Origin of the sequence: Psychrobacillus sp. BM2 (assembly GCF_048572895.1) — a bacterium.
GTDB lineage: Bacteria > Bacillota > Bacilli > Bacillales_A > Planococcaceae > Psychrobacillus.
Genome location: NZ_CP183878.1, coordinates 1,783,060 through 1,805,808, shown reverse-complemented (window position 1 = coordinate 1,805,808; position 22,749 = coordinate 1,783,060). Strand labels below are relative to the sequence as shown.

Here is a 22,749-nt window from a genome sequence, read left to right as displayed (position 1 = left end):
CTTCTATCTAAGAACTTATATCTCTTCCAATACTTTCTCGATGTAACACATAGCTGGGTCAGTAATCTCTACAATAAGTACACCTGATTTCTTATGTGTGAACGTATCTCCAACTAGAATTACTTCAGCTCCTAATTTTTCCGCCCAAGTTTTCAACTTTTCAAATGCTATAAATGCACTTCCATAAGCTGTACATCCACCTCCAGGAGTTCCTTTGATTTTGATTTGATAAATATCTGAGTGAGTCACCTTCGTTTGGATTACTTTTATAATTTGTTTAGATATCCTCATTAAATTTCCTCCTTCGTATTTTAAATTTATTTATCGAATTACAAATACATAATTCGTATCTTAAATACATAATAAAATAAATATTATCATATGTCAATTACGAATTGTGTAAATGAAATTAATAATATATAATTAAAGTACGATACGTACATATGAAAGGAGGAATTAGGATGTCAAAAGAAGTTAAGTTGCGTTTACGAATTTTGCTTGCAGAAAAAGAATGGGAACAGAAGGATTTAGTCGAAAGAACGAATTTAACAAACCGAGCTGTAAGTGATTTATATAATGACAAAACAAAAAGCTATACCAAAAACACTATCAACGAATTGTTAAATGCATTTGATATAACTGATATGAACGATCTATTTAAGATTATAGAAGTGGATGATTAAAAGGGTGACTATACAACTTCCTTATTTATGTTTATCATTATGGTAAATATATGTAAGGGGGTTTTTGTTTGAAGAAATTAATATTTATTTTGGTTTTATTTTTAGCTGCATGTGGTAATAACAATGAAGATGTGCAAACTGATGATATAGATGAAGTGGAATACACTAGAGAGGTATATTTAATAGAGACTGCAAATGCCATTAGAGAAATCCATTCCCAACATGATAAATTAATTAAACAACTTGCTGAAAAAAGTAGCCCAACAGAGGTTTCTATTACTTTTATGGATATGAGTATTCTGGCAACCGATCAGTCTTATCAGCTCCCTGGAACTGAATCATTAGAATTTGATTTAATTAAGAAGGATTTAAACGAAATTCAATCCTATGTAGATGGAAAGTATAAAGTGTTTTCAGAACAAAAAGAGTTGGATGGTTTGAATCTAAATTTGTCGATAACTGAATTAGAAAAATTAATAAATACGCTTGAAAACGACTTTAAATCTGTTCAATAAAAATAAACCACCTTCCATTAATCTGGTTGGTGGTTTTTAGCTTCTTCAGCTCTATTTATACTTTCACATACCTTACCTAAAGCAATCAATTCATTTTTACTCATTCTCGACATTTCATCTAGTGCTCCTAGTATTAATTCCGAATCATACTTATCCAGCATTTCGTTAAATAATTCTTCTGATCTGTCAACTCTTATCAAATCTCCACAACCTTTTAATCTAATATAGTCACATCTAATATCTCATCTAATAAGTACGTATTCAAATTAAACGGATTATCTAAATCCAGTGTTCTTTTTTCTAAATCTATACTCTCGATAGTTCCGCAATTAAGGATTATTTCTCCGTCTCTCCATATTTTCAATAGTACATCTTTCTTTTGTTTAATCGCACTTTGCGCAGTTACTTCTATTGCATGTAGATCATATTCATCTAATACTGGCTTAGGAATCTTTTTTTGATCTTGGTTGAACTCATGCAGCATCGTCACATGCTCCGTTAACATCATACCTTGCCATTTCTTCATACCGCGGTCATTAATCACAAATATCACTCCTATTCTTTATGTCCGCCAACCATTTTAGAACGTTTGACGGCAGTACCTGCAGGTGTATAAGACACTGCTCTTAAAAGTGCTGCGGATCCGAATCTATTTCGAATGCTATCCATAGCTGTAGCTAGTTTTCGTATTTTCCAATTCTCCTTTTCGAAAAAGTTAAGCTGCATTGAATGTTCATCTTCTAATTTTGTTATGGAGATGGATATTTGCCTAACTGGACTTCGATTGTAGTTTTGTGCTAATAAATCAAGACAAACCTTATATATTTTCATGGTATCGTTTGTAGCTTCATATATCGTCCGTGCTCGTTGGAAACCCCCACCAAAAGCATTTTTGCTATAGCCTATTCCTAATGTAATTGTTCTAGCCGCTTGGAAAGTATCCCTAGCACGTTTTGCAACATCCTCACACATTTCCAAAATAACCGCTTTTACCTCTTCAATTTTGTTGTAGTCTCGCATAAGGATTTGGCTTTTTCCGTAACTAATTTGACGTTCTTGCGATGGTGCTCCCATCTCTGACAAATCGATTCCGTGAGCATGATGAAATAATTGATTACCCATGACACCAAACTTATCTTCTAACAGTTCTAGTGGATATTTTGCTAATTGACCAATACTAAATATCCCCATATTGTTTAACGTTTTTTCTGTCCCTCTACCGATTCCCCACATTTCGGTTAATGGTGAGACTGGCCATAATTTAGTTTGCACATCCTCATATGTCCATTTTGCAAATCCAGTTTTCTTAGCATCCAGATCTAGAGCAAGTTTTGCCATTAACATATTTGGTCCCATTCCAGCAGTACTATGCAATTGTAAGGTTTCTAATATTTCTTTTTGTATTTCTTTAATAGTACGTTCTGGAGGACCCCAAAGCTTTTCGGTACCAGTAAGGTCAATAAATGATTCATCCACACTGTATACATGTACAGCTTCAGGAGGAACATATTTGTGGAGGATATTCGTAACAGCCATACTCATTTCAAGAAAGTACTGCATCTTAGGTTCAAAAATTTTTATGTCAGGATGATTTGGTATTTCAAAAAGTCGTGTTCCCGTTTTGACTCGGAAACGTTTTTTCATTGCAGGCGATGCTGCTAATACAACAGAACCTTTTTGTTCAAAATTCCCAACAATAGCTATTGGCACTGTTCTTACATCCAAATCGTGAAGGACGGCTATACAAGAGGCATAAAAACTCATCATATCGATACAGGCTATTGAGCGGTTAGGTAGTTCGCTGTAGTCCATCATCGGATTATCTGTAAAGTTCTTGAATATGAATCGATAAAATCAATGTACCCTTTTTCTCGCATAGTGTCTAAATGACGATGAACAGATGAACTAGAACTGTATCCAACAGCATTTGCAATTTCTCTTATTGAGGGAGAGTAATTTTTCTCCGAAATAAAGTTTTTGATGTATACATAAATTTGCAATTGACGTTTGTTCATACGACCTCAAGCTCCTTGTGGATGATGGGAACAAATGCGAGTACATTCTCTATTTTAAAAGTCCTCTTAGTATTTCGTAAAAAGCAATAAGCCTTAAACGTTTTGCCCTCCACACTTAATACTTTTACACTTCTCTTACTGATTTCACCATTGTTCTTCATGTAAATCATTTCAACTATTTGATTCTGTTGCATGGACTTCAAAATATTTATACGCACATCCGTTCCCTCCTTTTCTTGTTCTTAGTATACGAACAATCGTTCTATTTTACAACTAATATTTAATGTTAATTTTTGGACAAATAAAAAAAGCCCCGTCCACAATGAAGTGAACAGGGCAAATGATTATTTAGTTTCATCGATGAGATATGTTAACCAACCATACTTTGCTTTTATTTTAGTTTGAGCATCCTCTGCAGCCTCTTTTGTCGTAAATGTCCCTGTATATATTCTGTAGTTTGGATTGAAGGAAATGGTATCAGCCGCCTCATTAATCATCCATCCAAAATCAGCTTTAATTTTTTCAACTGCATCTGCGAAAGCACGAGCGTTTGGAAATGTACCTGTTTTTATTCGGAATAAGCCTTTTGTAACAGTCACTGATTTAACCTCCTCTTTGTTCAATAGTGGAAATGTTGGACGGTTGCCAGCACGTAATTGTGCAATCGTTAACCCTTTTGTGTATTGCAAATGAGGATAGTCTTTAAAACTTGTCCAGTCGCCTCCCCATTCGAAACCCATTGATTTAGCAATGGCTGCCACACGTTTCCATTTATCATTGACCGTCCACAATGAACTATTGCCATCATCGCTAACCAGAAAATAATCTATCGCTAGACCATAATTGTGGACGGATGTACCAGGTTGAGCGTTCGATACAATAGATCCACTAGAACCATACTTTTTACCATTCCATGTGTAATTGGGGCGGCCTTGTCCATAAATATATGCCTGGTCCACATTCGAACGATAACCGCTGGATATTTGGACTAGAATGCCCTCATTATAGCAACGAGTGAGCAATTCAATGGTGTATTCTTTAATCTGTGGATGGACATCACCTAAGCGTTTAACAGAACGATCTATGAGTGTTTTTAATGATACAGTCATATCATTTCAACCCATTTCTTTTCAGCACGTTTTCTTGTGCTTTTGCTTTTTTACGTACTAAATACGTATTCTTCCACACACCATAACCAGCAATAATAAACGGAACAGATGCACCAAGAACTACTACAAAAGCATCGATCGATGATACAGTAAACCATTCAAATTTGATATTAATTGTACCCAAAAATAAAAGGACAGCTGATAGCCATCCTCCGAGCAATGCTACATATTGTTTTAATTTGTCTATTGTCATTATGAATTCCTCCTATTTTAACCAAAATTCTGTTACGTAATAATAAAGCAATCCCCCAGAGGAAAGTAACCCAAGTAAAGCACCACTTACCTTCATTCCTATCGTTGCTATCGTGTTCCATTTAAGCATCTTGAATTCATGATTTTGTGTGGTTCTTGTACTTTGAATACCCATAGCCTTTTCTAAAAGGACATACAGCTTTTCTGTTTGCTTTTCTGTTTGTTCTCTCATGACATTTCGAGTTTCTGTGGCTGTTGTGTGAATTGTGTTTTCAAAAATAATGAACTGTTCTTCTAACTTTGTTATTCGTTTTCCATCAATTTCCCTAGCCGTTTCTAAAACACCTATTCGTTCATCATGGTCTTTTATTTTCTCACCATGCGTTGTTACTGTTTCAAACATAGAGTTGCCTCCTTCTGGCATCCTCTCACCCCTTTTTTGATACATAAAAAGAGCACCCGTTTGGATGCCCTTCGATGTTGATTATTCAATTTCTGTTACTGCGCCTTATGTTCCTACTGCTCAATAGCTTGTTCAAAATTAACCTTATTTTTAACTCTTGTCTTCTCCGCAACAGTTTCCTTAGTTGCCTCGGCAAATATGGTTCGTGCTAGAATTGTGAATGAAGATAAGATCAAAAATAATTTATAAGTAAATATTGAATTACCTGAAATCATAATAAATATGAATGTAGTTGTGTAAACAATCGCAAATTCAACACCAAGAAATTTTACATATTTTATTAGATTATAAAAAGAAAAAGAAATCAACCCAATAACTACTACCATTCCTATAAGTCCAGAGTATAATAAAGCAGATAAAACTGGATTATGAGGGTAGTCTTCTTTAGCTTCTGATGGAAATTCGACTAAGTAAAGATGTAGATAATCAAATCCTCTACCAAAGAACATTTGAAATAAATTAGAATTTGAAATTAATTCCCAACTATAACCCCATCGATCTGTACGAGGTAAAAAACTTTCAGTTGCATTACTAGGACTTATAGATTGAAATCGTTCTATTGTCGTTTGTATTTGTGGGTCATTTATTATGTCTTTAACACTTATTTCATATCCAGAAAAGTGATAAATTATTAATATTAACATTAAGCCAAAACATACAAAATAAGTACCGATTAGAACTTTAGCAATCCGCATTTTTATAAGCGTATCTTTCAATAATTTAAGTATTAGAATAACGCATATAAGAGACAGTATTACAAAAGACCTTCTTGAGCCTGAAAAAACGATTGTCATTAAAATAGGCGTAATTGCTATCGAGTATAATATTTTTAGACGCACACTTTTAGATTTAACAATTAATGATACGCCAAAAATAAGACCTATCAGCATGGATAGAGCAAACATATTATTATCCGCTATTAGAGATGTCCCGAATATATAATGACCGTTTGCATTGAAATACTGAGGTAAATATATTCCTTGTGCCAGCGAGTAGTATTTGTATAGAGCTAAAATGGATAGCAATGACAATAAAAATAAAGATATTTTTTTAGTTCGATTAAAGAAATCCTTATAAGTTTCAACACTTAATTGATTGACCATTATTAGTATCAATATTAAGAAAATCATATTGTAAGTATCGTCTGTAGAAGTTTTATAAATAACCCAGTTATTTGTTAATAACAAACCAAACAAAAAGAAAAAGCAAGATAAATAGAAGAATGCAGTTCCAATGTTCAAGGTTATATTGATAGCTTTTTTTGTCCTGAACATTAACATAAAATACATAACAATTAAAAGGTAAATGACAGCTATACCATCAAAATATGCCATCCCCCATATTGCACTAGCTAATATTAAAGCTAGTCCAGTCTCATTTTTTTGCAATTTCCCCAAATTCAACCCGCCCTTTTAATAATTGATCCCCTCCAATATAACATAATCTGACAAACTCTTCACTGTGATTCTAGTTTTATCGACTTAAGGTTTAACAAATTGTGCTGTCCATGTACCCGCAGGCAGTACAATGGTTGAATCGGTTAAATTATATATCCTCAAAGTCACATTGAAGGTTAAATGGTCAACTTTAGGTGGAGATACAATTAGTCCATCTGGCACGGTTATATTAGTTGAAACGCTAACGTTGTCATTCGCTACTGTTCCTCCCATTGATATATTAATAATTTGAAAGCCTTTAGCGGTGATACTTAAACTGGCTGTCGTTGTGCTTACCTTATGATGTTTTAAAGCGCCTCGTACATTATAAGCAGCTGTTACATCATAAAGAATCTTTTGGAAAGTGTTAGTGTCAATCCCTACCCACATTTGCCCATTGCTGTCCATGCGGATTAATCCCTTACTACCAGTAGTAGGTGCACCAGGCGTGTCTCTAGGTGTCATTCGTATTTGAGGTGGCAATTGTACCATCTGCCCTAAACGAGAACGCCTGTTGTAGTAAATATGGGATAGTACAGGTGAAGAGTAACCCAGTTCAAGATCGACAAGGTTGTTAGTCTGCCATTCACTCGTCGGCGATTCTTCCAATAGAATAAATTCCCCGACCCCTCCGTTATAATTGCAATAGAAGTCACTCAAAAAATGACCATAAGTCGTACCAAGTGATACTAAGTTCCCCTCAAACTCTGCACGGAATTTTTCAAAATGCGAGCCTGTTCCTCTTGTTATCTTCAACATCCAACGATCTGAACTTGTCACAGTTGCACCTGTAGGGTCTACCGTAGGATGTGGGTTGTAAGTTTCAAGACTTTCTATTTTAATATTTCGGAATATATTAGTATTTCCTGTGTCGTTATAAACCCCAATAATAGGACTTAAAGCTGTAAAATCATCCACTTCATTAGCATTAGCACGAGCGGTTCCACCACCGTCTTTTGTGCGAACACCATAACCACAACTGACAGCCCTTGTTTCTATTTGCTTATTATAATAACACCCTATAGTGCCATCAAAATCATAGCCAACACCACAATTAAATACATCTACTCGTTTAACTGAACCATACTGAAAATATCGATAATTGATTCCAATAAGCCCGTATCGATATGTTTCAGGTTTAATTGTTAAATCTACTACTTGCGGTTTTTGCTTTGTTGACGATACCGCTTGAATAACATTTCCTGTTGTAAAAGTAGGCACAATAAACGTCGCATCTCTGCCTGCCCCTTTTAGTATCACATTAGATTCGTGATTGATCGGTGAACTAATTTTCGCGTAACCTCTAGGTAATAGTACAGTCCCTCCGCCTAATCCCTTAACGTGCTGGATAGTCTGGTTAATGGAAGATATGTCGTCTGTAGTATTATCGAATTTCGCTCCAAACGTAGTAACGTTTATCGCTATATCCGCCAACTGTGCAGTAACTGAATTATTTTCTTTGTCCAATCTAGCCTTCAAAGTAGGATAAATCGTGCCATCTGAACCGACACTTGCTTGCGCAGCTTGTGGAGAAGAATCTCCCTCTACTACCAATTTATTTACTTGTGCTTGCAAGTTCGTTTGCTCACCAGTAAATTTATCAATGAGTGGTTTTTTTGTGTCAATATAATCAGATAGTTCCTTAGCTCTGTCTGCCTCTACTAACGCATCTTCCGCTGCTGCTTTTGCGAGTTTTCCATTGTCTTTATTCCATGACATTTTCCATCACTCCTTTATTACCGCACGAAAAGGTGTATTTGTAGAATTAATGGCTATACTCGTAAAAGGTTTGAATAGAGAATCGAATGACTCCCCTTCTTTTACTGTAATTGTTAGTCCATTAATAACAGCTGTTATGTCACCAGTGCCGTCATTCACAATGGAAAAACCATAACATTTATTCGAGTACGATTTGGTGAAGTTAGCGTTGCTAGTAATATAATCAATGGTGACAGTGCCACGCTGATGATACCATGCAGCTCCGTCACGTCCTGTTTGTTCCTGATAATAGTTCCCCTCCGCATTAAAAAACTGTGGCAATGGATATCCTTGTGATTTTATTATTGGTTGATCTAGCGCACCCATAAAACATCCCTCCTAAATTATTTTCCCCAATATAAAACCATTTAAAATAGCCACTCTATCACCTATTACAGGTGTATATGATGCAAGCCTTGTATATCGTTTAATAGATGCAATTGCTTCACCATCTAAACGCACACGAGGTTTTCCGGTAGCATCTGTGATGGTTCCGAATCGTACATTTTTCGTTTGTTTTTCATTCCCAAATATGCTTACAAATTCTTCTGCAGTTATCATAATGTCACCACCTGGCGAAGTTCGTGTGACATTTTACCGCCAACAACTAAATCCATTGACCAGTTGAGTTCAAGGTATTTTCCATCAATTTTCAAGTTTTGATAACGCATTTGTAATACATCCCCGTAACCATGCATTGGCATCAATGCAGATTTAAACTGGATTCGTCCATATATTTGACTGGCTTCAAATGCAATTCTTTGTACATAAGCGTCTAATGCTGCCTGGTCCGCTATATCTGTTATCTCCCGAAAGTCTACAATATTTCTACCTCTATTAACTGTGGATAGAGGGCTATTTGGATTATTATTTGTATATGTCGATGTTAGAGGCCATTCTTCTTCGTTTGACCTCACAACAGTAAATATGTTTGGGACATTAAATGTATCTAGTTCTTCCTCTGCCCCTATCAACGTCACTGATTGCTCATCATCAATATAAGCATAATCAGCAGACCTCTCAGATGGAGAAATATATGCACGAGATACAAAATATCCTTCTTCATCCACAAATAATGGAGTGTAATTTAGTTGAGATAACAATTCATTAATTGCCTCTAACTTTTCAGTTCCTGGGTCAAATTCAATTGTTCTGGGTAAGTTCTTTGTCGTTTGTTCAATATTATAATAGTAAATTCCGGAACTTCTTAAAATAGCGATGATTGCATCATAATAGTTTGTGCCCTCCACAATTGTGTGGCGATCCAAAAATTTATCATCTCGTAATATGAGTGATAAATCATATGCTTCTATCTCTCTGTGGACGGAAGCTAATTCATCCTTTCTTGTGGGAGTTGATAATAAAAAAACTCCAAGAGGAAAATCAATCCATCCAGAGTTTTCGTTACCTACTATTTGATTAAGTATCATTGGTTGCACATGACTGAAAAAAGCATATTCCCTTGCTATTACTCTCCCTTTTGGCATCCACAGTCTCATATAAGGTTTGATGCGATCATTCAGGTAATCGATGGGTTGTCCGTCCTCAATTATGTTGAATTGTGCTGTTCGTTTAATTTGAGCTAACATGGATTGATCAATTTTAGCTTCTGTTACGTTAGATAAATCTCTTTTCTTACGATTTTCTTTATCTAATAATTCATAACGAAAATCAATCTGTCGATTAGGAGAATGCAGTACCAATTTAACTGCATCATGAGTAAATCCATTACGTGCTAAATCCATGTACTACACTTCCTCTCTATAATCTATTTCAGTCAATGAGAGCGAGACCTCATTTCCGTACCATACATCAGTCATTGGCAAAACTGGTAGAGTAGTATAGAATTTCCTTCCTCTGCCATCCCGATATAGAAGGGTCGCTCCATCATTTAAAAATTGGTTTAATCGTTTACGACCGATTTCATCACGCAAGAGTTTGATAGTTACATTCCTTTGGTATTCAGAAAAAGGACCATATTCGATGGCTAGTCTAGGACGTCCTGCGTATTGTCGAAAAGCATGCTCTCTTTGACGATTATCCTCACGACCATCACCACCATCAAACTTATAATGATGAATGGTCATTTCAGGGTCTTGCACATCGTGTAGGTATACACCTATCAATTTTGGGGCTACCGCATTGACCACATCTGATTCGCTATATGTTCCGTTCTCTCCGATTGCTCTTATACGGTATTGTGCGACTTCTTTACTTGCAACAGCATAGTCCGTATAAATGGAAATAATATTTGTTGCAATGCGTACCCAACTATCATCTATTTGTTTATAGATTTCATTTTCTAGTAAATTTGGTTGGGTGCCAGTTGGTGCAGGGTTTTCGATAGCAAATTGTATACCCGATTGATTGATAAAAATAGATACATCAGGTTTTGGTGGCGGCGTATACGATATAACTACTGTTGTATCGACAAATGTTGAAAATAGTCCGCTACTGTCTTTAATGCGTAGTTTTATCTTATACGTACCGCCATTTAATAAGTCGATCCCAGTTGTGATTGCTTTATTTCCAGATATAATTTCACCTGTATCCCATACAGTTGCACCTAGAGCATCCTCGATTAATACTTGATAAGATGCTTGCTCAACTCCTGACCACTTGATAACAGGTCTTGATATATTGACGGGTGAGGTCGGTAGTAATATAGTTGGCGCTGTCGTAGGTTCAGCGGAACTGAAAACAGCAATAGCTGAATATGGACTTACTAAACTTTGTTGGTCATATGTTCGTACTCTCCATTCAATTTGTCCTGTTGGAAAAGTGTTAGCGTCGATATAATAACCCTGTTCAGCTCCGATTGAATTAGCAGTATTCCAAGTAGTTGTCCCTTGCAATCGCCACTCAATAACTGCTTTTGACTGTGCATCATCATCGTTGTGTCGCCACGTTAGACGTTGCGTTTTAGTGCGGTCAATAATAACTCCAGTAGGTGATAAATTTGTCGGCATTGTTGGAGCGACATTATGCTGGATAGTGAATACTCCGTTTGATTCATCCCATGCGCCGTAATTTTGACCGTCATATGCTCTTACTCTTACTTTTGCAGTTGAAGTAGATGGTTCATTTATAAAATTGTATACAAAACTGGAAACACCTACGTCAGTTAATGAAACAATATCTTTCCATGTGCTGCCGTTATTTAGAGATAATTGAATTTGATAACGAATGCCTGTTTTCGGCTTAGAATCTGCAAATAGTATTGTGAAAAGTTCATTGACTGATTCTCCACCATTTGGTGCGGTTATGATTGGTGCGTTTTCTATGCCTGTTCGGACGTACCAAAATCCATCATTACCAATGCCGTTTACAGGATATTGGTTAATCGTTCCTACTACTCCCGTTTGCAAAAGAGTTGCAGGTGTTGCAGTGCGTGTTCTTTGATATTGAGCCATTCGGTATTCCGTAGATGGTCCATTAATATAACCTGTAGGACCTCCTACAGTTTTCGACGCAGACGTAAAACCGTTACTGACATTCCATATACCAGAAGAACCCATTCCGTATACTCCCCAACCTGTCCCGTTATAACGGTTGCCATCCCAAGTAGGTTCTGAATTATATCCGTAAATTTCTGAGCCACCATACCAAGTGTTGTAGACTTCCTGTGCTTCACCACTCCAAGGACCAAAAGTAACGTTATATTTATTAAATAAATAATTCGCCATTCAGCGACCTCCTTTCTCTATCTGACATTAACCATAAGCTCTACTAACCTGTGGAATACCTTTTACTAGATTAACTACATCGTTGAATTCTTTAACGTTTTTCGCATCAATGGAAACATTGTATACAGGACTATTATTTGTAGTAGATGATGTAGCTTTAGAATTTCCACTACTACCAGAACTACCATTAACATTCACAGTACCCGAACCACCAAGCGCACTTTGTAATGCTGCATTAACTGCCAAAGCAATATTTCTCGCTTTATCAACCAAAGATGATTCCATTGAAGCTAGTCCATCTAGTAAGTTTTGTCCTGCGTTCTTACCAACTTGAGTCAATGTTTTAAATTCTTCATCCGTTGCCTTGGTAATGTTATTGATTTCAGCTACCCATTCTGTTTTTAACACGCTCAATTGTTCATTAGCAGCAACACGCATTTCTGTAATGCGAATATTAGCGTCATTTCTTAACTGAGATAACTCTGCATCTGCTACCAATCGCATTTCATTGATACGGATATATGTGTCAGTTTTTAACTGTTCTAATTCTGCATTGGCTACTGATCGTAATTCTTCTAAACGTCGTTGGGTATCAGCTTTCATGCCAGCCATTTCAGCCTCGGCTAGTTGACGAGCTTTTGCAGATTTTTCTTGATACATATTAGAGTAATTACTCAACTGTTCTTCTGTCATTGAATTAAGAGCTAATAACTGTGGAAGGGCTTTAGGTCCCATCTCTTTTAATTCAGTTAGTAAACCATCATCAATTGCTTTGCTGGATAACTTGCCCATTTCTTCTTCCCAACTTTTTAAGCCATCTAATTGGGATTGGAGATTTCCTAATAAAGCATCTGCTGATTGTTTCGGACTTGTATCAAGTCTGTCAAATAATCCAGTGGAATTAAGTAATTTTTTGTACTGGTCATCCACAGCTTTTGCATACTCATCATTTACACGTTGTTGATCCGCAATTAATCTATCATTTATTGCTTGCGATTTCGTAGCTAATTCTTCTTTTGCTTTTAAAGTATCAGCTGCCAAACGATCATATACAGACTTGGTTTTACTCGCAAGTTCTTCGTTGACTTTTAAAATTCCGTCTGACATCTTTTTATCGATATCGACCATCTTAGCGGAAAAATTCTCATTGATTCTAATGACATCTGCATCGACTTGCTTTACGACTTCCGCTTTACGTTTCTGGATTGTTTCAAATTTAGTAGAGTGCTCAGCGAAATGCGAGCTAAGTTCATCAAGCAATCTAATTTCATCCTGAAGAGAAATTTGACCAAGACGTTTCTTTTCATCGATGTACGCAATACCTGAATCAAGCATTTCTTTATCGACTGCACGTTGGGCATCACGTAAAGCTAGTTGGGCAATTCTTTTTTCTTCCGTACCATCTTTGAAATATTTAACGGATGTTTTCCAGATTTCAGCTTCATCATTTAATGAAATTTGTTCAGCTGATTTTTTATCAGATATGAATTTTTGAACAGAACTAAGACGTTCGTTAGATATTTCTTCTTCTTTTTTCTGTATATCGTTCCAAGCTTTTTCATTAATTTTCGCAAGCTTCGTTTTCTCATCTTCTTCAATTTTAGCAATCTTAGCTGCGGTATCACGTTTGTCATTAAGTAATCGTTGGGTACCGGATGCAGTGAGTGCACCTTTTTTATTCACAGATGTTTTATGGATCGTCTCCACATTTTGAGAGGATTTACGTTCGATTTCTTCTATTTTAGCTGCACTATCTTTTTGGATTACCGTTCGTTCTTTTTCTGCATCTATTGATATTTTCTTTATCTCTTCATTTATTTTTTTGGTTGCGTTAGTTAAAACACTTCCAACCTCATTCATTAATTCTTTACCGACATTTTTAGATGCAGTAATAACACCGCTCAATTCACTAACGATTTTAAGTTCAATTGGTCTATTTAAAGAACTAATAACACTGTCAGCCGCACCAATAGATCTTGCTCCGGTTGCATAACCAGGAGTCCCATTTAACTTACTAATTATATTTTTAGATTCCTTGTGTGTGAATACTTCAAATCCTGCTGGTCTATTATATAAACCAAGATTAAGCATTTCCCATCTATTGCCCATACGACCAAGTTCAAAGCCTTCTTCACCAGCTATGAATCTACCACCTGGATGAAAACTTGTACCCTTCGCATAACCTGGTTCCTGTGGTCCATTAGAGCCGTTATAACGAATATTTACGTTTTTGGTAATAGGTCTTCTTAAATTTTCGTCTAAAGTATCCCAAAAGTTTTTAGGGTTTTCAGAAAGTACAACATCCTTAAAGACCGTCTTGCCTGCTACATCATTAATTAATTGCAGTTCACTTTTTGCGGTCTGTAGTTTGCCGATTTGGGAATCAATTTTTGTGTTTTGTTCTTGGTATTCAGCTGTGTTGATTTTTCCAGATTTCAAAAGTTCACTTAACTTTGTCTTTTGTAATTCAAGCTTTGTTAACTCTTCACTAAGTTGAGCTCCTGACCTACCTTTTTCAGAGGTAATACCAACTTGCGCAAGTATGATTTCTTCATATTTAAATTTAGCTTCTTCGAGTGCTGCAAGTTCTTTGCGATTAGTCTCAAGCAATTTATCACGTTCGCCCAATTGTTTACCGTACGTAATTATCATTTCTTCTGCACGTGATTTTTGTAAATTCTTTTCTTCTAGTACTTCTTTTTCTCTTCTTATCTTGCTATCAAGATTTATTATTTCTTCTGCAGATGCGCCATTCTTTTGTTGTTCAAGTTTTAGAATTTCTGATTCTGATTTCCAAATTTCTGTTGAAAGTGTACCGATTTGTTTTTTGGTTTCCTTTTGCAACTCATTTTTTTGTTTAACTTCTGAAACTAATTGCTTCTGTTCTTTCAGTAACGAATTTTCTTTATCGATTGCTTTAGTCAAAGTTTCATATGCTGCGTTTTGAAGTTCTTTTGCTTTCTCTGCGTTCAATTCTTTGAGCGCTAAAGTGTTGTTAGCGTAAGCTTCACCTTGTAGACTAATAGATTTAACAGTTTCAGGTGCCCCGTCAATTACTTTTTGATTCAGCCCTAAAAATTCGTCCATTTCATCATTGGTCAATGAACTTTTTTCTAATAGCTTAGCTTGCTCATTTTTTAATGCTGCTACTTTATCAGGGGAGTTGGTCATTTCTAATTCAGCGTTAATATCCAAAAATCTAAGCATTTCAGAATTTGATAATTGATTTTTATATTGTAAAGCATCGAAGCTTTTGATTAATTCATCGTTCGTATCAATTTCTTTTTGTTTGGCTTCTAATACTCCTATGTTAACTTCGTTGGATTCCTTGTAAGCTAATGTTGCAGCACCGATACCAGTAGCTAATAATGCAATTCCCGCTACAGTCCAACCGATAGGACCAGCTAAAACAGTAAATGCACTTCCTGCTGCACCAATAGCAATAGACATTGTACCTGCGGCTGTGATAATCGAACCGATAGAACTAATTAATGTTCCTCCCACAACTAATACAGGACCAATAGCTGCTGCTACTCCCGCCATTACCATGATATTTTTTTGTGCTTCAGGTGAAAGTGCACTAAACTTTTCTACCAATCCTTGAATAGTTTTGGCGCCATCTCTTAGAGAGGGTATTAATTTGTTACCAATAGTTATAGCTGCGGTTTCAATTGTGCCGCCTAATTCTTCAAGAGCGCCTTTTAAATTGTCCTTCATTTTTGCTGCAGTTTCAGCTGAAGCACCACCACTATTTTCAAGAGCGGTTGTCATTTTATCGATGTTAGCTGGCCCTGCTTTGATTAATGCTAAAAATCCACTTACTGCTTCAGTCCCTACTAACTTAGCCACTGTCGCAACCTTTTGTGCTTCTGTTTCACCTTCCAGTGATTTACCTAAATCACCAACCATTTCAGATAAACTTTTAGCATTTCCGTCAGCATCTAAAATAGAGAATCCGAGTTTCTTCATTATTTTCTCTTGTGCTTTAGCTGGATTATTTAATGCTAATAAAGATGCACGTAATGCAGTCCCAGCGTTAGATCCATCTAAACCAGAATCCGTCATGATTCCAATAGCCGCTGCTACTTCTTCGAGTTGTATACCTAATGCGGCCGCTGGTGCTCCTGCGTACTTAAACGCTAATTGCATATCACCAATACCTGCCGCCGACTGATTGGCTGCCATCGCTAATACGTCTGCAACTCGACTAGCTTCAGATGCTTCAAGTCCCCATACATTAAGTGCTGCCGCTACAGTTTGAGCCGCTAATGCAAGTGATTCGCCAGATGCCTCCGATGCAGAAATAACACCAGGCATAGCACCGATAATTTCCACTGCATTGAATCCCATAGCTGCCATATCTTCCATTGCAACTGCTACTTCACTAGCGGACTTAGATGTATCAGCACCTAATTTCAACGCGGATTCATTTAATGCATCCATTTCACCGGCAGTAGCTCCTGCAATAGCTCCAACTCTATCCATTTGTGCTTCAAAATCTGCAGCCATTTTAACAGATGCAGTACCTGCTGCAACGATTGGAGCCGTGATTGCCATGGACATTTTTTTCCCAACACTGGTCATTCCATCGCCGATAGCTTTCATTTTGCCGCCTACCGCTTCCATTCGTGCACCGGCTTGTGTCCAGGCAGACGATTGAATCCGTAACTCTTCAGTAACTTCATTTAATTCTGTAGTTAGACGATTATATTGGGCTTGCGCTTCATTTACACGTCTTGCTTGCCGTTCTAAAGTTGCTTCATTAGCTGTTCCGCTCGCTACTAATTCATCATATTTTCGACGTTCTTCTGTTAATTTAACTGAGGAAGTAGCAACCGTTCTTGTTAATATTTCTTTTTTGGATGTTAATCCATCAACTGACTTTCCATACTCTGCACCTAATGCCTTTGCAGCTCTTAATTCAGAACCCATTGCTGTTAGATGTCTATTCATTTGATTAATTGAGCCATTAAAATTTGAAGCATCCATGGATAGGGAAACTGCTAAACTGCCTATTTCTGTTGTCATATTCTCACCGTCTTTCAATCACTGTCATATTTTTGAACACAAAAAATCACAGCCAAGATAATTCATCTGCTGTGATGTACTCTGTTTCGACCATATGTAGTTCAAGCCAAAACTTTATATCCATTTGATCTATTTCATGGAGTTTATATCCCTCGCTCATACGTTCACGATACCAACCTTTAATCCATTCATATCCATCAAAATCAGTTACTTCCCCGTTTCGTTTCCCTCTTCAACTTGTTGGGTAACTAATCCGCTTAAACCTAATACTTCGTTAAAAACACGGGTAGGCTCTGTTTGAATTTGTGTAACACTTAATCCCTTCCAAGCTTCTTCAGATGTAAACTGATTTCCGAAAGCAAATACGATAAATTCGATATACTCATCATAAGTCTCTACTTCTGCAACACTTACCCCTTCTCTGATTTTTTTATTTAATTCAAGCGCCTTGCGGAAAACTATGCCCTCCACAAAATCGTTCTTATATGTTTTTTCTTTGCCATCCACACGCAATGTAATCTTCATTAATAATTCCTCATTTCATTTTTTGGATAAATAAAAAAGAGAGGTACTAGACCCCTCTCGAATTATGGTGTTGGTGTAACAATTGGTTTCTTAACAGTTGCAAAGAATGTTGTTGGCGTTGCTGTAACTCCTGTATCGTCAGTTCGAACAGTGTATTTCAAAGTGCCATCTTCCAACGGAATTGCTTCACCAGAGAATCCGTATTGTTTATATGCAGTTTCACCTTTTTTCTTTGTAGCATTCGATTCTTCTGTTGGTTTAAATTTAACTTTGTACAACCAAACTAATTTGGAACCACTTTCGAATCCTACAGCCAAATAGTTAGGAACATCATTGGCATTCATGATTAGACCTTTATCGTCAGACAATTGGTGTCCATACCAGTCTGCTTGTACTTCTGTTGGTAAATCTACTACTTGACCAGCAACCGTGATTGTATCGAATTGAACTTCATTTGCAACAACACGATCTCCTGCATCAAGCGGCGACTCTGAAATGTTAGGTGTAAGTGTTAATTCAATTGGCATTGTGAGTGTTTTCACTTCACCGTGTTCTTCTGTTGTTTCATCATCCATAACTGCATAATGTAGGTTTTTTAAACTAATTTTCTGTACTTTTTCTTGAATTGCCATATTTGTATTCCTCCTAGTTTTTTAATAATCATCAAAAAAAGCGAATCGCATCACTTTGTTAAAGTGCGAATCGCCATCTGTATATGGTGCATCAGCTTCAAATGTTCTTTCAAACCCTGCTTGCTCTAATGTTTTGCGTATGTCCTCCACAAGCTGATGATAGTTGCCCTTGGACCATACGTTTACTTGTATAAGTCTCTCAGTTTCTATCTCCTTGTCAGCGGCTTCTAGTGAAGGAATAGACGTATATTCTAAAAACGTGACATATTCTGCAGGTAAACCATTTGGTCCTGATGGATACGATTGAAATGCAGACTTAACACCAATAGTTGTAAGTGTGGAAGACACCAAATCTACTATATCTCTCATAGACCTAGCGCCCCCTGAATTTCTTCGATTATCGCATTCATAGATTCTGATTTACTTTGTTCATATCCACGAGAGAAAAATGGATTAGGATTTATTTTTCCCCATGTGACTTTCTTTCCGCCTTTGGTAATTGTGGACCCTGCGCTTCGCCCAAACTCAAGTATATGAGAATGATACGCTTTTCCTGTATGGATGACGACCTGTCCATCTTTAGGGCGTTTAAGTTTGATATTTTTCTTAATTACTCCATCAGACCGATTACCAAAATTAGCTTCAGCAATAATTGTTTCTTGTGTAACTTTTCCTGCTTTAGTCAATGCTCTATTTTCAACGGTTTCTGAGATATTTAAATTACTCAAATTGCGAAGTGTTTCTTCTAATCCAGTAAGTTGTAATTCCATTTAAAGCACCTCCCGGACAAGGATAGTAAATGTTTCATCCAGCTCATCATCATTAGTCATGGAAGTGATATCGTAATCTTGTCCTTTATGACGGATCCGCATAGTGTCATTCAAATCTTCTCTATGACGGCATCCGAAAGTTTTCATATCTTGCATTTGAACAGCTGCAGCTTCAAATAAACGGGTACCTCGTAAAGTTTTAATCTCAGCCCACACAGTAACATGTTCTTTCCATTCTTTAGAAGGCCACCCGTTTACTATTTCGCCTGGCGGTTTTAAAAAGGTGATGCGGTGGCGTAAGTTCCCTGTATTTACTTTAGGTTTGTATTTAAACTTTTGCATTAACATCACCTTCTAACGTGATTTCATCCAATGCTTTCGAGATTCCGAAACTATTAATCATTGTTAAAAAGTTTGTATTAAAATATTCCAACGCATCATTGTAGGTATAGCGAGAACGTTCAAAAACAAGCTCTTTGAACGCTTCGTCTTTTTCGATATCATAATCTCCACAAATCTTTTTTAAAGCTTGTAGGGACGCTAAAAGGATGCGTAATAGGTTCGAATCTTCATCATCCCCTAATCGCAGCCTTTCTTTGAATTCTTTTAAAATATCAGGAGTAATTGGGTTGTCCATCTAATTCACTCCTTCTTTGTTTTATTACTTGCTGGTGGTTCCTTTTGCTTTATAAATGCAGCCTTGTATTTCGGATGAACTTTGGACAATTCATCGATTCGCTTTTTAGTAGGTTTATAGTCACCTTTCGGATACTCGTCACCTACATTGTATAAAGTATCTTCATTTTCTTTATCAATGAATTTATTAATTGCTTTGTATTTCATTTCCATCTACTCCTCTCGATTTTATACTTCTGGTGTAGGGTTGAAATCAATATCCAAGTCGTAAACTAATGCAGCTTTATTATCTTTTGGTTTGCCGTTAGCAAATTGTTTGATAGTGAATAACGTCGCATCTTCCATAGCAAGTGTTTGATCGAATTTTTTCAATTTATAACCGCCTGCGATTGCAGCTACATATTCACCTTGCACTAAGAATGCCGCTTTCCCAACTGGTATTTCGTCAGATTCTACAGGTTTGATGTTATACGGTAAAGCCATTACCCATTGACCGTTTGCAGTTTGGATAGTATTACGGAAAGTGACTGCGATGGCATCAATAGGATTGATTATCATGTAAATTTTGTTTTCAACTTTACGTGTTTTACCAGCAGCATTAGTAGATAAAGCCTTAACAACTCCATAAAGTTCTCCAGCAACTACCTCACCACGGTCTGATGGTGCAAAAGTTAATGTACCAGATGATGTTTTATCAGTGATTGCGCCTGTATCTGGATTCTTATCCTTTAACAATCCGATTGGTTGTGATTGACCATTTCCATTTACAAAACCGTATTCAAGACCAACTGAAATAGTTTCAACTGCAACTGTACGAACATAACGTTCAACCCACTCCGGTCCAAGTTCAATCATGTCATTTGGTAAAACAGCAAAAGCAGTAAGTTTCAACTGAGAAATTTGTTCTTCTCTAAATCCTGCTGCAATTTGACCTGCGATAGGGCCAAACAATTCACCCCATACGAAATTCTTTTCAGCATTAGAGTAAATGTAGCGTGTTACAGCACCAAGATCTTGAAGGTCTAATGCATCAAGTAATGGATGTTCCTGAACGATATCTTCAAAGATACGCTCCTGTGTAGTAACGGGTAAAATTTGTTCTTTATCGAATCCACCGAATTCTACAGCGTTCTTGAAGAATTTAGTCTCTTCAGAAGTTAAAACATTTTGTCCACGATTTTGAATAATAGAACGATCAAGCATTTCATCATTTACTTGATTACGAATTGATGTTGCTACATCCGTTTGTAAGGCATCAAAGTAATTTTCGTATGCTTCAGTTGTTTCCTTTTCTGTTGCTTCTTCTTTCGATAAAACTGCAGTAAGTGCTACTTTAGCATTTTGAAACGTTTCTGATTTGTTGAATTTAATTGTCATTATTTAATTCCTCCATTTTGTGTAATTAAAAAAGCCTTACTGCTCTGTTTTGTTTAACAGGAGTCGGCTTTTCAGGTTCCGTATTTTTTAATTGATATAGCTCATCTTTCATAGCTTGCATTTCTACTTTCATTTGAGTTAGTTCATCGTCGTCATTGTCCTCCACAGTTGATGATGTGGAAGTGGCAAATCCGATTTCTAAAGCATCGTTCGCACTGAACCACGTTTCAGCATTGACCATATCCCGAATTTCTTCACGGGTAATATTTGCCTTTGTCATGTAAATATCAATGATGCCGTCTTCCAGTTTTTCTAGCAATTCAGCTTCTTTTCTAAAGTCCCCTTTATTACCCCAGACAATAGTAGATGCTTCATGAATCATTAACATGGCGCCTGCTCCCATAATTAATTCGTCCGCTGCCATAGCAATGACGGATGCCGCTGAACACGCCCAACCATCGACATGAATAGTTACTTTTCCTTTATGGTCGTTTAACCGATTGTAAATGGCAATACCATCAAATGCCGAACCGCCTGGACTATTAAGACGAACGATTAAATCATTGTCACCTGCATTTTTCAAAGCGTTGTCTACATCGACTGCAGAAGTTGAATCCCACCACCACGAATCGCCTATATCACCGTATATTGTCAGTTCTGAAACTCCGTTTTCGACATCGTGATTTACTGCAAAGTTATGTGGAATGCTTGATAAATCTTTATTATGTTGTTGATTTTTGAAGCCGAATTTACGTTTCACTGTCACTATTTTCACCCCCTTTAAGTGCTTCTGAACTTTCTTGGTAGTTCTTCGTTATGAAGTATTTTTTGTGGACCTCTTCACCGGTCACATCATAACCTGTTTCTGTACGTATTTCGTCACCATTAAATACTCCACTTGAAATTAACTTATCGACTGCTGTAGCTAAATCAAATATATTTTGATAAGATGCTTTTCTAATATCGATACACTGTCCTGCTAAAAATTCTTTTTGAGTAAAAAACTTCACATTAGCTTCGTCTTTTATTTTCTTCAATAAAGGAGCAATGGTAAAAAACATATAGTTCTTCGTCTGTTTTTCTACATCTGCCATATCACCCCTCAAAAGACTTACTGGAATACCAAGAGCAAATGCAATTTGATCTAAAAACCCGTTTGTCACTTTATTAATTTCATCTACGCTTTGCCCAACTAATCCATTTGCAGATATTTCTTCGTATTTAATTCCTTTCTGTTGTGGAACAATTGCGACATCCTTTGTTTCAATTGCCTTATACATTTTGTTTATAAATTCTTGTAACTTCGATTGTTCTTTTTCAGTTTTTGCGGAAGTCATATCCATATCAACTGTTCCGCGAATCTGATTCTTTCTTTTCTGAGCTGCTAGTATCCTACCGAATAACTCGCCGTAATCAGCGAATAGACTATCAATCAATGGAGATAGTTTTTCATTGCTATGGCGTAAATGAATCACTTCATCTTGTTTGAATGTTCTTTTGAATTCAAATCCCTTCACAACAACATTTGAAAATATATCATCATATACCGCATATTCTTTATGAGTAAAGTCATCAGCAATTAGTAGATCCCCATCGTCAGCTTGAATGATTAAACATTCGTTTTCGTAAATAAGTTTTTGAATAAACGTTTGCCAAAATGTACTAGCAGTTTGATTTTTATTCGGCCTTATATTCAAACGATAATATAATTCATCTTTAACAAAGGTGTCTCCATTTTTTACCCTAAACTCTGATTGACTAATGGTTCTACCAATAAAAGAAATACACGTATCAATTGCTAGTTTTTTCATGTGAACTCTGTTTGATTTATTCTGAAATAACTCCATATCAAACGAAAATTCTA

At 36.5% G+C, this 22,749-nt stretch carries 28 protein-coding genes; 2 read left to right on the top strand and 26 right to left on the bottom strand.

The genetic code is table 11. From position 1 onward, the window contains the following. Positions 1-15 precede the first annotated feature (15 nt). A complete protein-coding gene (locus tag ACN6MX_RS08560; protein WP_419962202.1) occupies positions 16-291 on the bottom strand; it encodes a hypothetical protein in 276 nt (91 codons plus the stop codon). Between the two features lie 170 nt (positions 292-461). On the opposite strand from ACN6MX_RS08560, the gene ACN6MX_RS08555 reads away from it, so the two are divergent. Continuing rightward, on the top strand, positions 462-683 hold the full coding sequence (locus ACN6MX_RS08555) for a helix-turn-helix domain-containing protein (protein ID WP_419962201.1): 222 nt from the start codon (positions 462-464) through the stop codon (positions 681-683). A 68-nt stretch (positions 684-751) separates the two neighbouring features. Continuing rightward, on the top strand, positions 752-1,198 hold the full coding sequence (locus ACN6MX_RS08550; RefSeq protein ID WP_419962200.1) for a hypothetical protein: 447 nt from the start codon (positions 752-754) through the stop codon (positions 1,196-1,198). Between the two features lie 17 nt (positions 1,199-1,215). On the opposite strand, the gene ACN6MX_RS08545 is transcribed toward ACN6MX_RS08550, so the two are convergent. The 25 genes from ACN6MX_RS08545 to ACN6MX_RS08425 all read right to left on the bottom strand — a co-directional run bounded on the left by ACN6MX_RS08545 (position 1,216) and on the right by ACN6MX_RS08425 (position 22,732). After that, the gene (locus ACN6MX_RS08545) at positions 1,216-1,398 is read right to left on the bottom strand and encodes a hypothetical protein (RefSeq protein WP_419962199.1); all 183 of its coding nucleotides are present in this window, start codon (positions 1,396-1,398) and stop codon (positions 1,216-1,218) included. Between the two features lie 14 nt (positions 1,399-1,412). Beyond that, a complete protein-coding gene (locus ACN6MX_RS08540; RefSeq protein WP_419962198.1) occupies positions 1,413-1,742 on the bottom strand; it encodes a YolD-like family protein in 330 nt (109 codons plus the stop codon). Between the two features lie 11 nt (positions 1,743-1,753). Continuing rightward, positions 1,754-3,013: a DNA polymerase thumb domain-containing protein gene (locus ACN6MX_RS08535; RefSeq protein ID WP_419962197.1), complete on the bottom strand. Its 1,260-nt coding sequence runs from the start codon at positions 3,011-3,013 to the stop codon at positions 1,754-1,756. Then, a complete protein-coding gene (locus ACN6MX_RS08530; RefSeq protein WP_419962196.1) occupies positions 3,010-3,213 on the bottom strand; it encodes a helix-turn-helix domain-containing protein in 204 nt (67 codons plus the stop codon). Before ACN6MX_RS08530 ends, ACN6MX_RS08535 begins: the two co-directional genes overlap by 4 nt. Beyond that, the gene (locus ACN6MX_RS08525) at positions 3,210-3,431 is read right to left on the bottom strand and encodes a transcriptional regulator (protein ID WP_419962195.1); all 222 of its coding nucleotides are present in this window, start codon (positions 3,429-3,431) and stop codon (positions 3,210-3,212) included. Before ACN6MX_RS08525 ends, ACN6MX_RS08530 begins: the two co-directional genes overlap by 4 nt. A 126-nt stretch (positions 3,432-3,557) precedes the next feature. Beyond that, positions 3,558-4,322 (bottom strand): M15 family metallopeptidase, encoded by a 765-nt coding sequence (locus ACN6MX_RS08520; RefSeq protein ID WP_419962194.1) that lies wholly within the window; start codon positions 4,320-4,322, stop codon positions 3,558-3,560. Position 4,323: 1 nt separating this feature from the next. Beyond that, positions 4,324-4,575, bottom strand: a complete 252-nt coding sequence (locus ACN6MX_RS08515) for a phage holin (RefSeq protein ID WP_419962193.1) — start codon at positions 4,573-4,575, stop codon at positions 4,324-4,326. A gap of 12 nt (positions 4,576-4,587) precedes the next feature. Further along, on the bottom strand, positions 4,588-4,977 hold the full coding sequence (locus tag ACN6MX_RS08510; RefSeq protein ID WP_419962192.1) for a hypothetical protein: 390 nt from the start codon (positions 4,975-4,977) through the stop codon (positions 4,588-4,590). A 113-nt stretch (positions 4,978-5,090) separates the two neighbouring features. Continuing rightward, positions 5,091-6,434 (bottom strand): O-antigen ligase family protein, encoded by a 1,344-nt coding sequence (locus tag ACN6MX_RS08505; RefSeq protein WP_419962191.1) that lies wholly within the window; start codon positions 6,432-6,434, stop codon positions 5,091-5,093. An 84-nt stretch (positions 6,435-6,518) separates the two neighbouring features. Further along, positions 6,519-8,192, bottom strand: a complete 1,674-nt coding sequence (locus ACN6MX_RS08500; protein ID WP_419962190.1) for a glycosyl hydrolase family 28-related protein — start codon at positions 8,190-8,192, stop codon at positions 6,519-6,521. A 6-nt stretch (positions 8,193-8,198) separates the two neighbouring features. Beyond that, on the bottom strand, positions 8,199-8,558 hold the full coding sequence (locus tag ACN6MX_RS08495; RefSeq protein ID WP_419962189.1) for a hypothetical protein: 360 nt from the start codon (positions 8,556-8,558) through the stop codon (positions 8,199-8,201). A 12-nt stretch (positions 8,559-8,570) separates the two neighbouring features. After that, positions 8,571-8,792: a hypothetical protein gene (locus ACN6MX_RS08490; protein ID WP_419962188.1), complete on the bottom strand. Its 222-nt coding sequence runs from the start codon at positions 8,790-8,792 to the stop codon at positions 8,571-8,573. Then, a complete protein-coding gene (locus tag ACN6MX_RS08485) occupies positions 8,789-9,976 on the bottom strand; it encodes a hypothetical protein (protein ID WP_419962187.1) in 1,188 nt (395 codons plus the stop codon). The genes ACN6MX_RS08490 and ACN6MX_RS08485 overlap by 4 nt, the downstream gene beginning before the upstream one ends. Positions 9,977-9,979: 3 nt before the next feature. Next, positions 9,980-11,917, bottom strand: a complete 1,938-nt coding sequence (locus tag ACN6MX_RS08480) for a hypothetical protein (protein WP_419962186.1) — start codon at positions 11,915-11,917, stop codon at positions 9,980-9,982. Positions 11,918-11,944: 27 nt separating this feature from the next. Continuing rightward, the gene (locus ACN6MX_RS08475; protein ID WP_419962185.1) at positions 11,945-16,945 is read right to left on the bottom strand and encodes a phage tail tape measure protein; all 5,001 of its coding nucleotides are present in this window, start codon (positions 16,943-16,945) and stop codon (positions 11,945-11,947) included. Between the two features lie 207 nt (positions 16,946-17,152). After that, positions 17,153-17,470 (bottom strand): phage tail assembly chaperone G, encoded by a 318-nt coding sequence (gene gpG / locus ACN6MX_RS08470; RefSeq protein WP_419962184.1) that lies wholly within the window; start codon positions 17,468-17,470, stop codon positions 17,153-17,155. Positions 17,471-17,532: 62 nt separating this feature from the next. Further along, a complete protein-coding gene (locus ACN6MX_RS08465; protein WP_419962183.1) occupies positions 17,533-18,102 on the bottom strand; it encodes a major tail protein in 570 nt (189 codons plus the stop codon). 21 nt (positions 18,103-18,123) lie between these two features. Next, positions 18,124-18,471: a hypothetical protein gene (locus ACN6MX_RS08460; RefSeq protein WP_419962182.1), complete on the bottom strand. Its 348-nt coding sequence runs from the start codon at positions 18,469-18,471 to the stop codon at positions 18,124-18,126. Beyond that, positions 18,468-18,872, bottom strand: a complete 405-nt coding sequence (locus ACN6MX_RS08455; protein ID WP_419962181.1) for an HK97-gp10 family putative phage morphogenesis protein — start codon at positions 18,870-18,872, stop codon at positions 18,468-18,470. Before ACN6MX_RS08455 ends, ACN6MX_RS08460 begins: the two co-directional genes overlap by 4 nt. Further along, positions 18,873-19,214 (bottom strand): phage head closure protein, encoded by a 342-nt coding sequence (locus ACN6MX_RS08450; protein WP_419962180.1) that lies wholly within the window; start codon positions 19,212-19,214, stop codon positions 18,873-18,875. It abuts the gene before it with no gap. Then, positions 19,201-19,509, bottom strand: coding sequence for a hypothetical protein (locus ACN6MX_RS08445; RefSeq protein ID WP_419962179.1), 309 nt, complete (start codon positions 19,507-19,509; stop codon positions 19,201-19,203). The genes ACN6MX_RS08450 and ACN6MX_RS08445 overlap by 14 nt, the downstream gene beginning before the upstream one ends. Positions 19,510-19,514: 5 nt before the next feature. Then, on the bottom strand, positions 19,515-19,715 hold the full coding sequence (locus ACN6MX_RS08440; protein ID WP_419962178.1) for a hypothetical protein: 201 nt from the start codon (positions 19,713-19,715) through the stop codon (positions 19,515-19,517). 21 nt (positions 19,716-19,736) lie between these two features. Further along, on the bottom strand, positions 19,737-20,885 hold the full coding sequence (locus ACN6MX_RS08435) for a phage major capsid protein (RefSeq protein ID WP_419962177.1): 1,149 nt from the start codon (positions 20,883-20,885) through the stop codon (positions 19,737-19,739). A gap of 25 nt (positions 20,886-20,910) precedes the next feature. Beyond that, positions 20,911-21,654: a head maturation protease, ClpP-related gene (locus tag ACN6MX_RS08430; RefSeq protein WP_419962583.1), complete on the bottom strand. Its 744-nt coding sequence runs from the start codon at positions 21,652-21,654 to the stop codon at positions 20,911-20,913. Then, positions 21,635-22,732, bottom strand: a complete 1,098-nt coding sequence (locus tag ACN6MX_RS08425) for a phage portal protein (protein ID WP_419962582.1) — start codon at positions 22,730-22,732, stop codon at positions 21,635-21,637. Before ACN6MX_RS08425 ends, ACN6MX_RS08430 begins: the two co-directional genes overlap by 20 nt. Positions 22,733-22,749 lie beyond the last annotated feature (17 nt).

Excerpts from the sequence above, each read along its gene's own strand:
- ACN6MX_RS08435 (WP_419962177.1), bottom strand. The coding sequence starts at position 20,885 with ATGACAATTAAATTCAACAAATCAGAAACGTTTCAAAATGCTAAAGTA.
- ACN6MX_RS08485 (WP_419962187.1), bottom strand. The coding sequence starts at position 9,976 with ATGGATTTAGCACGTAATGGATTTACTCATGATGCAGTTAAATTGGTA.
- ACN6MX_RS08520 (WP_419962194.1), bottom strand. The coding sequence starts at position 4,322 with ATGACTGTATCATTAAAAACACTCATAGATCGTTCTGTTAAACGCTTA.
- ACN6MX_RS08560 (WP_419962202.1), bottom strand. The coding sequence starts at position 291 with ATGAGGATATCTAAACAAATTATAAAAGTAATCCAAACGAAGGTGACT.
- ACN6MX_RS08450 (WP_419962180.1), bottom strand. The coding sequence starts at position 19,214 with ATGCAAAAGTTTAAATACAAACCTAAAGTAAATACAGGGAACTTACGC.
- ACN6MX_RS08515 (WP_419962193.1), bottom strand. The coding sequence starts at position 4,575 with ATGACAATAGACAAATTAAAACAATATGTAGCATTGCTCGGAGGATGG.
- ACN6MX_RS08510 (WP_419962192.1), bottom strand. The coding sequence starts at position 4,977 with ATGTTTGAAACAGTAACAACGCATGGTGAGAAAATAAAAGACCATGAT.
- ACN6MX_RS08555 (WP_419962201.1), top strand. The coding sequence starts at position 462 with ATGTCAAAAGAAGTTAAGTTGCGTTTACGAATTTTGCTTGCAGAAAAA.
- ACN6MX_RS08535 (WP_419962197.1), bottom strand. The coding sequence starts at position 3,013 with ATGATGGACTACAGCGAACTACCTAACCGCTCAATAGCCTGTATCGAT.
- ACN6MX_RS08455 (WP_419962181.1), bottom strand. The coding sequence starts at position 18,872 with ATGGAATTACAACTTACTGGATTAGAAGAAACACTTCGCAATTTGAGT.
- ACN6MX_RS08465 (WP_419962183.1), bottom strand. The coding sequence starts at position 18,102 with ATGGCAATTCAAGAAAAAGTACAGAAAATTAGTTTAAAAAACCTACAT.
- ACN6MX_RS08500 (WP_419962190.1), bottom strand. The coding sequence starts at position 8,192 with ATGTCATGGAATAAAGACAATGGAAAACTCGCAAAAGCAGCAGCGGAA.
- gpG (WP_419962184.1), bottom strand. The coding sequence starts at position 17,470 with ATGAAGATTACATTGCGTGTGGATGGCAAAGAAAAAACATATAAGAAC.
- ACN6MX_RS08490 (WP_419962188.1), bottom strand. The coding sequence starts at position 8,792 with ATGATAACTGCAGAAGAATTTGTAAGCATATTTGGGAATGAAAAACAA.
- ACN6MX_RS08495 (WP_419962189.1), bottom strand. The coding sequence starts at position 8,558 with ATGGGTGCGCTAGATCAACCAATAATAAAATCACAAGGATATCCATTG.
- ACN6MX_RS08425 (WP_419962582.1), bottom strand. The coding sequence starts at position 22,732 with ATGGAGTTATTTCAGAATAAATCAAACAGAGTTCACATGAAAAAACTA.
- ACN6MX_RS08440 (WP_419962178.1), bottom strand. The coding sequence starts at position 19,715 with ATGAAATACAAAGCAATTAATAAATTCATTGATAAAGAAAATGAAGAT.
- ACN6MX_RS08480 (WP_419962186.1), bottom strand. The coding sequence starts at position 11,917 with ATGGCGAATTATTTATTTAATAAATATAACGTTACTTTTGGTCCTTGG.
- ACN6MX_RS08445 (WP_419962179.1), bottom strand. The coding sequence starts at position 19,509 with ATGGACAACCCAATTACTCCTGATATTTTAAAAGAATTCAAAGAAAGG.
- ACN6MX_RS08475 (WP_419962185.1), bottom strand. The coding sequence starts at position 16,945 with ATGACAACAGAAATAGGCAGTTTAGCAGTTTCCCTATCCATGGATGCT.
- ACN6MX_RS08530 (WP_419962196.1), bottom strand. The coding sequence starts at position 3,213 with ATGAACAAACGTCAATTGCAAATTTATGTATACATCAAAAACTTTATT.
- ACN6MX_RS08460 (WP_419962182.1), bottom strand. The coding sequence starts at position 18,471 with ATGAGAGATATAGTAGATTTGGTGTCTTCCACACTTACAACTATTGGT.